9 protein-coding genes are annotated in these 9,844 nt (G+C 62.9%); 4 read left to right on the top strand and 5 right to left on the bottom strand.

Going from position 1 to position 9,844, the window contains the following annotated elements:
• Positions 1-105 precede the first annotated feature (105 nt).
• The 4 genes from dctP to H1D44_RS20195 form a co-directional block, all read right to left on the bottom strand.
• Positions 106-1,212, bottom strand: coding sequence for a TRAP transporter substrate-binding protein DctP (gene dctP, locus H1D44_RS20210; RefSeq protein ID WP_181517071.1), 1,107 nt, complete (start codon positions 1,210-1,212; stop codon positions 106-108).
• A gap of 75 nt (positions 1,213-1,287) precedes the next feature.
• Complete coding sequence (locus H1D44_RS20205; RefSeq protein WP_181517070.1) at positions 1,288-2,040, bottom strand: SDR family NAD(P)-dependent oxidoreductase; 753 nt, start codon at positions 2,038-2,040, stop codon at positions 1,288-1,290.
• On the bottom strand, positions 2,037-3,347 hold the full coding sequence (hisD, locus tag H1D44_RS20200) for a histidinol dehydrogenase (RefSeq protein ID WP_181517069.1): 1,311 nt from the start codon (positions 3,345-3,347) through the stop codon (positions 2,037-2,039). The genes H1D44_RS20205 and hisD overlap by 4 nt, the downstream gene beginning before the upstream one ends.
• Positions 3,348-3,440: 93 nt before the next feature.
• Positions 3,441-3,695 (bottom strand): hypothetical protein, encoded by a 255-nt coding sequence (locus H1D44_RS20195; RefSeq protein ID WP_181517068.1) that lies wholly within the window; start codon positions 3,693-3,695, stop codon positions 3,441-3,443.
• A 196-nt stretch (positions 3,696-3,891) separates the two neighbouring features.
• Here H1D44_RS20195 and H1D44_RS20190 point away from each other — a divergent pair, with 196 nt between their 5' ends.
• A complete protein-coding gene (locus H1D44_RS20190; RefSeq protein WP_181517067.1) occupies positions 3,892-4,899 on the top strand; it encodes a LacI family DNA-binding transcriptional regulator in 1,008 nt (335 codons plus the stop codon).
• A gap of 133 nt (positions 4,900-5,032) precedes the next feature.
• Here the strand turns inward: H1D44_RS20190 and H1D44_RS20185 are convergent, their stop codons facing one another.
• Positions 5,033-5,941, bottom strand: coding sequence for a LysR family transcriptional regulator (locus H1D44_RS20185; RefSeq protein ID WP_181517066.1), 909 nt, complete (start codon positions 5,939-5,941; stop codon positions 5,033-5,035).
• Positions 5,942-6,112: 171 nt separating this feature from the next.
• On the opposite strand from H1D44_RS20185, the gene H1D44_RS20180 reads away from it, so the two are divergent.
• The 3 genes from H1D44_RS20180 to H1D44_RS20170 all read left to right on the top strand — a co-directional run bounded on the left by H1D44_RS20180 (position 6,113) and on the right by H1D44_RS20170 (position 9,704).
• Positions 6,113-7,624, top strand: a complete 1,512-nt coding sequence (locus H1D44_RS20180; protein WP_181517065.1) for a CoA-acylating methylmalonate-semialdehyde dehydrogenase — start codon at positions 6,113-6,115, stop codon at positions 7,622-7,624.
• A gap of 19 nt (positions 7,625-7,643) precedes the next feature.
• Entirely contained in the window at positions 7,644-9,296 is a 1,653-nt protein-coding gene (locus H1D44_RS20175; RefSeq protein WP_181517064.1) for a GMC family oxidoreductase, read from the top strand.
• A gap of 201 nt (positions 9,297-9,497) precedes the next feature.
• Positions 9,498-9,704: a cold-shock protein gene (locus tag H1D44_RS20170; protein WP_010629501.1), complete on the top strand. Its 207-nt coding sequence runs from the start codon at positions 9,498-9,500 to the stop codon at positions 9,702-9,704.
• Positions 9,705-9,844: the final 140 nt, after the last annotated feature.

Raw genomic sequence — 9,844 nt, 5'->3', positions numbered from 1 at the left:
CTCGTTGAGCGTATCGATCGCCTTGGCAATCGCATTCATGGAGCAAGTCTCCGACGTCGAAACGAAGGCCGCCCCGGGCGGGCCGGGGCGGCGGGGGGCATGGCCTTACAGGCAGGCTTCGAGCTCTTCCAGAGAGGGCAGGTCGTCCATGACGCGGCTCATGTTGTAGGGCACGGAGATGTCGCGCCAGGTAGCGTAGTGCTCCAGGTAGCTGATCATGGAGTGATAGACCTTGGCGTGGTCCGGATCCTCGCAGGAACCGCGCAGGATCACCTCGTTGGTGATCTCCTGGATGCGGGCCAGGTCATCCTCGGAGAAGGTATTGATCTCGACGCCGGCATCGATGAAGTTCTGTGTGGCATCGGTGGACTCGCGCTCGGACCAGGCCAGGGCCCAGGTCATGGTGGCGTCGGCGGCGATCCTGAGCTTCTCCTGGGTCTCCTCGGAGAGGGCATCCCAGGCGTCGCGGTTGATCATCACGCCGAACACGCTGGCCGACTGATGCCAGCCGGGCGTCGCCCAGTAGTCGGCGACCTCGGCGAAGCCGGCGTTGTAGTCCACACCCGGGGTGGAGAACTCACCGGCGTCGATCACGCCGCGCTCGATGGCCTGGTAGATCTCGCCGCCGGCCAGAGTCACCTGAGAGCCGCCGAGCTGCTCGAGCACGCGGCCCTGGTCGCGCCCGGAGAGGCGCAGGCGCTTGCCGTCCAGGTCGTCCAGGCTCTCGATGGGGGTGCGGCCCATGAAGCCGGACTCATTGTTCAGAGCTGCGTAGGGCAGGTAGACCATGTCGTACTGGCCGTAGATCTCCTCATAGAGCTCGCGGCCGCCCCACTGCTGGATCCAGTTGATATAGTCGACGGCATTGAACAAGGAGGTGGTAGTGGCCAGCGGTGAGAAGGCCGGGTTGCGGCCGGCCCAGTAGCCGGGCCAGTCGCCGGCGGCCTCGATGCTGCCGGTTTCGGTGGCGTCGAATACCTCGGTGACAGGCATCAGGGTGCCACCGGAGCGGAACTCGATCTCAAGCTCGTCACCGGCGAGCTTGTTGACGAGGTTCGCCCAGTGACGGTCGATCTGCACCAGGTCCAGGTTGTCCGGCCAGGTGGAGGTCATGGTCCAGCGCTCCTGGGCCTGGGCGGTGGTGGCGAAGGCGGCCAGGGCAATGCCCGCAGCCAGTCCGGAGAGTGCAAGCGTGGTCTTCGACTTCTTCATCTCGTGCTCCGTTGTATGTTGTGGTTGTCATGATTTGACGAAGTCAGCTACGCCCCGTAGTGCGCAGCCATGGAGTCAATGAGCGGTCCAGCCTCCATCAACCATCAAGGCGCTCCCCGTAACCAGGGCGGACGCGGGTGATGCAAGGAAGACAATGGGGCCCATGACGTCCTCTAGCTGACCAAGTCGACCCAGCGGGATTTTGGCCAGCACGGATTCCAGGAAGCCAGGCTCCTGAAAGAAAGGTTTCGTCATTGGAGTTTCAATGAAAGTGGGGCAAATGCTATTGACCCGAATGCCACGTGGGCCGAGCTCAACCGCCATGGCTCGGGTTAATCCTTCCACGGCAGATTTGGACGCGCAGTAGAGACTGCGGTTTGCCGCGCCGACGTGGCCCATCTGTGACGATACGTTGATTATGCTGCTGCCCTCAGGCATCTGGCCGACGACGGTTTGCGTGAGGAAATAGACAGCATGCACGTTTAGACCCATCACGGCCTTGTAATCTTCGTCCGAGACCTGCCCAAGTGGCTTGGGCCGGTTGGTGCCGGCATTATTGACCAGGATTTCAAACCGTCGGCCCTGAAGCGCCTGGCGTACCGCTACCAGGTCTTGGACATCCAAGGCCAGCGCCTCGGCCTGATGGCCGGCTGCCTGCAGCGCCTCGACCAATTCGTCGAGGCGCTGGGCATTGCGTGCGGCCAGGGTGACTTTTGCACCCGCCTGGGCCAGGGCACAGGCGGCCGCTAATCCAATGCCCTGACTGGCACCGGTCACCAAGGCGCAGCGACCTTCGAGGCTAAGGCTGGGCGTCGTTGGTAGTCTCATGGATCTACCGCGGTTGCATAGGGTACATCCCGCTTGCCATAGCGGCGCACGCGCTCATTGGCTTGCTCACCATGCCCGGCGAAGCCCTCCAGGGCACAAAGGCGTGAGCAATAGCTACCAATTTCAGCCGACGCTTCATCGGTAAGCACGCGCTGGTAAGTGCAGGTCTTCAAGAACTTGCCAACCCACAGCCCACCGGTATAGCGCGCTGCTTTCTTGGTAGGAAGAGTGTGATTGGTGCCGATGACCTTGTCGCCATAGGCCACGTTCGTGCGTGGTCCCAGGAAGAGTGCTCCGTAGTTGGACAGCTTTTGCAGGTAAAGCTCGGGATCCTCTGTCATCACCTGTACGTGTTCATAGGCCATCTCATCGGCGACTTGCAACATCTCATCATGGCTGCTGCAAACAATGATTTCGCCATAATGCTCCCAGGCTTTTCGTGCAATTTCCGCCGTAGGCAGCTTGGTAAGCAGCTCATTGATGGCAGCCATGGTATCTTCGGCCAGCTTCTCGGAGTTGGTCAGCAGCGCAGCCGGTGAGGTTGGCCCATGCTCGGCTTGGCCAAGCAGATCGGTAGCGCATAACAGGCCGTCTACCGTGTCATCTGCAATGACCAGGGTTTCGGTCGGTCCAGCAAAGAGGTCAATGCCGACTCGGCCGAAGAGCTGCCGCTTGGCTTCGGCGACGAAGGCATTGCCAGGCCCCACCAGCATGTCGACGGGCTCTATCGTCTCGGTTCCGATGGCCATGGCGCCAACCGCCTGCACGCCACCGAGTACTAGAATTTCATCGGCACCAGCAAGGTGCATGGCCGTCACGATGGCAGGGTGGGGTTTGCCTTGATAGGGCGGTGCGGCAGCTACGACGCGCTTGACGCCCGCCACCTTGGCGGTCAATACGCTCATATGGGCGGAAGCCACCATCGGATAGGCGCCTCCAGGCACATAGCAGCCCACGGCATTGATCGGTAAGTGCTTATGTCCAAGGACAACGCCTGGCCGAGTTTCGACTTCAACTTCTTGCATGGATGCCAGCTGGGCTTCGGCAAACGCTCGAATCTGTGCCTGGGCAAAGCGAATATCTTCCAAGTCCTGTGCGGAAACTTCGGCCATGGCTTGCTCTATCTCGGCCTGGGTCAGCCTGAAGGAGCTTGGCGACCAGCTATCGAATTTCTCGGACAGCTCACGTACGGCTCCGTCGCCTCGGGTCTCAATGGCGGCCAAGGTTTGCTCGACGGTTTCCCGGACCTGGCGGTCGGCTTCGGCACGGGCTTCGCTTGAAGTGCCAGATTTGAGATGACGGATCATGGGGCTTCCCGGTTGAATATCAGCAAAATGTGTTTCGAACCTGATACGAGTAGGCTTAAAGCTAGTCATGTTTGCATACGAATGCAATACTTGTCATAAGTACCTTGTATAGTCGATGAAGAGGTCGGGCTTTTCCTTTGAATACAAAAGCTTAAGTTGCAAGGGAAGGGCTTGGGTCCGGCTGGTAAAGAGGGTTTTGCGACTATTGTCTAACGTGTGGTTGAGCATCTGTGCCGCTACATGCAGAACAGGAGCTGAGCTTATGATAATGCAGGTAGGTGTGGCAGGAGCTGGCCTGATTGGCTGGGCTTGGGCCATCGTTTTTGCACGGCTGCGCTGGTCGTTCATGGGGCCCTTCGTGACCATCGATCTCAATGCCCCCGATGGGGTGGTCGACTACGCACGACGCTATGGGCCGCTCTATAGAGAAGTCGGCCGCGAGCGTGCTGATCACGGTCGCTATCCACCGGGCGGGCGAAGCGTTCTGAAGGGTAATCAGAGTCGATGTGCATGCAGCTTCCCATCTGACTGTTGAGAAGAGATCATGAAGAAGAAATCCGTGACTTCCCGCGAGGTCGCGCAGCTGGCCGGTGTTTCGCAGTCTGCCGTCAGTCGCTGCTTTTCACCCAAGGCCAGTATCTCAAAGAAGACTCGAGACAAGGTGCTCGAGGCCGCCAGGCAGCTTGGCTATCGCCCCAATACCATTGCCCGCTCGCTGATCACACGCTCGTCTCGTACCATCGCAGTGGTTGTCTCTCAACTGGATAACCCGTTCTATGCCTTGACTCTGGCGAAGGCTTCTGAGTATTTCCAGGCCGAGGGTTATCACCTTCTGCTGTTTCTGGTAAGTGATGATGGCAATACCGAAGGTGTCATGTCGGAAATTCTCGAGAGTCAGGCCGAGGGAATCCTGATGCTGGCGGCGTCGCTGGCGACACCCTTTGCCCAGGAGTGCGTCGATCGAAGTATTCCTGTTGTGATGATCAACCGGACCGTCGATTCAGCCGGGGTCAGTCAGGTTTCCAGCGATAATTATCATGGAGGGCACTGGGCGGGACGCTACTTGGTCGCTCAAGGTCATTCACGAATTGCTTTTCTCAATGGTTTGCCGACTTCTTCCACCGGGGCATATCGCAGGCTTGGTTTTCTCGATGCCTTGGCGTTGGAGGGCGTATCGTGCTGGGCTGAAGAGTGTGGAGACTATCGTTTCGACAAGGCGAGCGAGGCGACGCGTCGCCTGTTTGCAAAGTCTCCTTACCCCGATGCCATTTTTGCCGCAAATGATCATATGGCCATTGCCGTCATTGAAACGCTTCGTTCCGAATTTGGCCTACGCGTGCCGGAAGACGTCTCGGTGATCGGTTTCGATGATACCCCCGTGGCGTCATGGCCCAGCTTTCACTTGACCACGGTGCGTCAACCACGCGAAGAGATGGTGGCGACAGCGTCAAGGTTGCTGCTGGAGCAGATTCGTGAAGGCCAACTCTCCCCTGTGCAGCTTACCCTGCCTGTAGTACCCGTCATCAGAAGCAGCGTCCGTGGCGCAGTCTGAGAGACGACAGTAGACGCTTGCCCGAGGCAAGCCCGAGAGCATGCATGGAATGCCGCGCCGCGCCGGGTGAATTGCCGGGCGTTCGGGGTCGACTCGCGCGCTGTGTTCGAGGTAGTGGGTGATGTGGTGCGTATTAGGCCGTGCTGCCTCCCCACACGCTCTCCAGCACTTCCAGCGCCGCGGCGATGGCGGGCTCCTCGCTGCGCTCGCGCTGCCACACGAAGCACAGTGCGCAGGGCAGGCGCACGCCTTCCACCACCACCAGGCCGCGCTCCTGGCGCTCGGCCATGGCCAGGGCGTCGCGGGCCAGGCTCAGGCCGACGCCGGCGCGCACCAGGTCGAGCATGCACGCCTCCTGATCGACCTGGGCCACGCCGTGCGGCGTCACCCCGAGCGGGTCGAGGGCGCCATGCAGCAGGCGGTGGTGGGCCGATAGCGGCGGCGTGACGATCCAGGGCAGGGCGGCCAGGTCCTTCCAATCGCTGCTGGCCACGCGGCTGCCCCAGCCGGGCGGGGCCACCACGTGGTAGTGGAAGTGGGTCAGCTCGCGATAGGCGATCTCCGGGGCGTCGGGCCCCGGGCCTTCGCCGGGCGGGGCAAGGAAAAAGCCCACGTCGAGCACCTCACGGCGAATCCACTCCAGCACGCTCCCGCTCATGCCGTGCTGCAGCTCGGTCTCGAGCTGCGGGGCGCGCTCCACCAGGCGGTGCAGGAAGGCACCCAGGCGAATGAACTCCGGATCGACGATGGTGCCGATGCGCAGTCTGCCGTGCAGGGTGCTGTGCAGCGCCCGGGCGCTCTGCTCGAAGGCGGCCATGGCAGCCAGCGCCCGCTCCGCGGCGGGCAGCAGGGCCTGGCCGTCGGCGGTCAGCGCCAGCCCTTGGGGGCGGCGTCGGAACAGGGTGAGGCCCAGCGTCTCCTGCAGCTGCTTGAGCTTGAGGCTCACCGCAGGTTGGGTCAGGTGCAGCCGCTCGGCGGCGCGCGAGACGCTGCCCTCCCGGGCCACGGTGACGAAGGCACGCAGTGTGGGGATGTCATGCATGGGCCAAGCCTCAGGGATATAAGCCCAGCTTATATCTGGCTTTTGGATTTCTCAATTGATCCTTGTCTCCGGCCAGGTAGGCTAGTCAGTCAGAGTATTGTGCCTGCTCGCTGAGAGCGACGAATGACGCGGCACTCAACCGAAGGCAGCCAACCACAAGACGGAGCCCCCATGTCTCAGAATACCATCGCACATTATATTGCCGGGCAAATGACGACCGGCGAGTCGGGCCGCCATCAGGAGGTTTACAACCCCGCCACCGGCCAGGTTTCGGGCCAGGTGGCGCTGGCTTCCCGTGCCGACGTGGATACCGCCGTGACCGCGGCCCAGGCCGCCTTCCCGGCCTGGGCCGACACCCCGCCGATCCGCCGCGCGCGGGTGCTGTTCAAGTTCCTCGAGCTGCTCAATGCCCACAAGGACGAGCTGGCCCGCGCCATCACCCTGGAGCACGGCAAGGTCTTCACCGACGCCCAGGGCGAAGTGGCCCGCGGCATCGACATCGTCGAGTTCGCCTGCGGCATTCCGCAGCTGCTCAAGGGCGACTTCACCGAGCAGGTGAGCAACGGCATCGACAATTGGACCGTGCGCCAGCCGCTGGGCGTGGTCGCCGGCATCACGCCGTTCAACTTCCCGGCCATGGTGCCGATGTGGATGTTCCCGGTGGCCATCGCCGCCGGCAACACCTTCATCCTCAAGCCCAGCCCCACCGATCCCAGCGCCTCGCTGCTGATCGCCGACCTGCTCAAGCAGGCCGGTCTGCCCGACGGCGTGTTCAACGTGGTGCAGGGCGACAAGGAGTCGGTCGAGGCGCTGATCGAACACCCCGACGTGCAGGCGCTCTCCTTCGTCGGCTCCACGCCGATCGCCAACCTGATCTATGAGAACGGCGCCCGTCACGGCAAGCGCGTGCAGGCCCTGGGCGGCGCCAAGAACCACATGGTGGTGATGCCCGACGCCGACCTGGACAAGGCCGTCGACGCCCTGATCGGTGCCGCCTACGGCAGCGCTGGCGAGCGCTGCATGGCGATCAGCGTTGCGGTGCTGGTGGGTGACGTGGCCGACAAGATCGTACCGCGCCTGGCCGAGCGCGCCCGCGCGCTGAAGGTCAAGAACGGCCTCGAGCTCGACGCCGAGATGGGCCCCATCGTCACCGCCCAGGCGCACCAGCGCATCACCGGCTACATCGACAAGGGCGTGGCCGAGGGTGCCGAGCTGGTGGTCGACGGTCGTGATTTCGATGCCTCCACCACCGGCGACGGCTGCGGCGAGGGCTTCTGGATGGGCGGCTCGCTGTTCGACCACGTCACCCCGGAGATGACCATCTACAAGGAAGAGATCTTCGGTCCGGTACTGGCCTGCGTGCGGGTACCCGACGTGGCCACCGCCATCCAGCTGATCAACGACCACGAATTCGGCAACGGCGTGAGCTGTTTCACCGAGAGCGGCAGCGTGGCCCGGGAGTTCGGCCGTCGCATCCAGGTCGGCATGGTCGGCATCAACGTGCCGATCCCGGTGCCCATGGCGTGGCACGGCTTTGGCGGCTGGAAGCGCTCGATGTTCGGCGACACCCATGCCTACGGCGAAGAGGGCGTGCGCTTCTACACCAAGCAGAAGTCGATCATGCAGCGCTGGTCGGACTCCATAAACGCGGGCGCCGAGTTCGCTATGCCGACCCATAAGTGAGTGGGACGGGAGAGCCACCATGGCAGAGCAGGAATTCGACTATATCGTGGTGGGCGCCGGCACCGCCGGCTGCCTGCTGGCCAACCGCCTCAGCGCCGACCCGGCCAACCGGGTGCTGCTGATCGAGGCAGGTGGCCGCGACAACTACCACTGGGTGCACATCCCGGTGGGCTATCTCTACTGCATCAACAATCCGCGCACCGACTGGTGCTTCAAGACCGAGCCGGACAAGGGCCTCAACGGCCGCTCGCTGATCTACCCCCGCGGCAAGACCCTGGGCGGCTGCTCCAGCATCAATGGCATGCTCTTCATCCGTGGCCAGGCCCGAGACTACGACGGCTGGGCCGAGCTGGTGGGCGACGACGCCTGGCGCTGGGAAAACTGCCTGCCGGACTTCATGAAGCACGAAGACCACTACCGCCTGGACGAGGGTGGCGATGCCGATGCCGCCCACCGCGACTATCACGGCCACGGCGGCGAGTGGCGGGTCGAGAAACAGCGGCTCAAGTGGGAGGTGCTCGATGACTTCGCCGAGGCGGCAGTGCAGTCGGGCATCCCACGCACGCGCGACTTCAACCGCGGCGACAACGAGGGCGTCGACTACTTCGAGGTCAACCAGCGCGACGGCTGGCGCTGGAACGCCGCCAAGGCCTTCCTGCGCCCGACCTGCGAGAAGCGCGGCAATTTCACCCTGTGGCACTCCACCCAGGTCCACCGCCTGCTGTTCGAGCAGGGCGACGACGGCAGGCCACGCGCCAGCGGTGTCGAGCTCGAGCGTGACGGCACGGTCAGCCGGGTGACGGCAAGGCGCGAGGTGATCCTGGCCGCCGGTGCCATCGGCTCGCCGCAGCTGCTGCAGCTCTCCGGCATCGGCCCGGCCGCCCTCCTGGCCGAGCATGGCGTTCCGCTCGTTCACGAGCTGCCGGGGGTAGGGGAGAACCTGCAGGACCACCTGCAGATCCGCTCGATCTACAAGGTCACCGGGGCCAAGACCCTCAATACACTAGCCGCCTCCTGGCTGGGCAAGGCGAAGATCGGCATGGAGTACCTGCTGCGTCGCACCGGCCCGATGAGCATGGCCCCCTCGCAGCTGTGCATCTTCACCCGCAGCAGCGACGAGTACGAGCATCCCAACATCGAGTACCACGTCCAGCCGCTGAGCCTCGAGGCCTTCGGCCAGCCGCTGCACGACTACCCGGCGATCACCGCCAGCGTGTGCAACCTCAACCCCACCAGCCGGGGCAGCGTACGTATCAAGAGCCGCGACCCGCGTCAGGCCCCGGCCATCGCGCCCAACTACCTCAGCACCGAGGAGGATCGCCGCGTGGCGGCGGACTCGCTGAGGGTCACCCGGCGTATCGCCGAGCAGCCGGCCTTCGCCAGGTATCGCCCCGAGGAGGTCAAGCCCGGCCTGCAGTACCAGAGCGACGAAGACCTGGCGCGCCTGGCCGGCGACATCGGCACCACCATCTTCCACCCGGTGGGCACGGCCAAGATGGGTAAGGCCGAGGATCCCATGGCCGTGGTGGACGCTCGTCTGCGGGTCCACGGCGTCGCAGGGCTGCGCGTGGTGGATGCCAGCGTCATGCCGACCATCACCAGCGGCAACACCAATTCGCCGACACTGATGATTGCAGAGAAAGCGGCCGGCTGGATCCTCGCCGGGGAGTAACAATTACGTCATCCAGACAAAATAGTATTTGACGAGCGGCTCTGAAGGGCGCAAGATGCGTGCAGTTGGTTAGCAAGTCGAACATCGCAGGTGGTCATCGCAACGCTCATGGCGTCGATTTCCCGGTGAAAAGTTTCTTGTTTTACCCACTGCAACTCGGGTATTTCCCGGAAAATCAATGCTGTTAGAGGAATTGCGATAATGGCTACCGGTACTGTCAAGTGGTTCAACGACACTAAAGGCTTCGGCTTCATCTCTCCGGACGACAACGGCGACGACCTGTTCGCTCACTTCTCCGAGATTCAGGCTGACGGCTTCAAGACTCTGCAGGACGGTCAGAAGGTCTCCTTCGACGTTACTCAGGGCAAGAAAGGCCTCCAGGCTTCCAACATCAAGGTCATCGGCTAAGCGCCAACCGACCATGATGTGACTGCCTCGGCAGTCGATGAAAGGCTCGCGAAAGCGGGCCTTTTTGCGTGTGCGCCAGGCATGGCGCGCAGCGCCTTACTGGCGCTGTTCCCGAGGGTGGTGCCTCGGGATGACTTGGG

The sequence above is a fragment of the Billgrantia kenyensis genome (genome assembly GCF_013697085.1).
In the GTDB taxonomy this organism is placed as follows: Bacteria; Pseudomonadota; Gammaproteobacteria; order Pseudomonadales; family Halomonadaceae; genus Halomonas; species Halomonas kenyensis.
The sequence above is the reverse complement of the archived record's forward strand: the minus strand, read 5'-3'. Positions and strand labels throughout refer to the sequence as shown.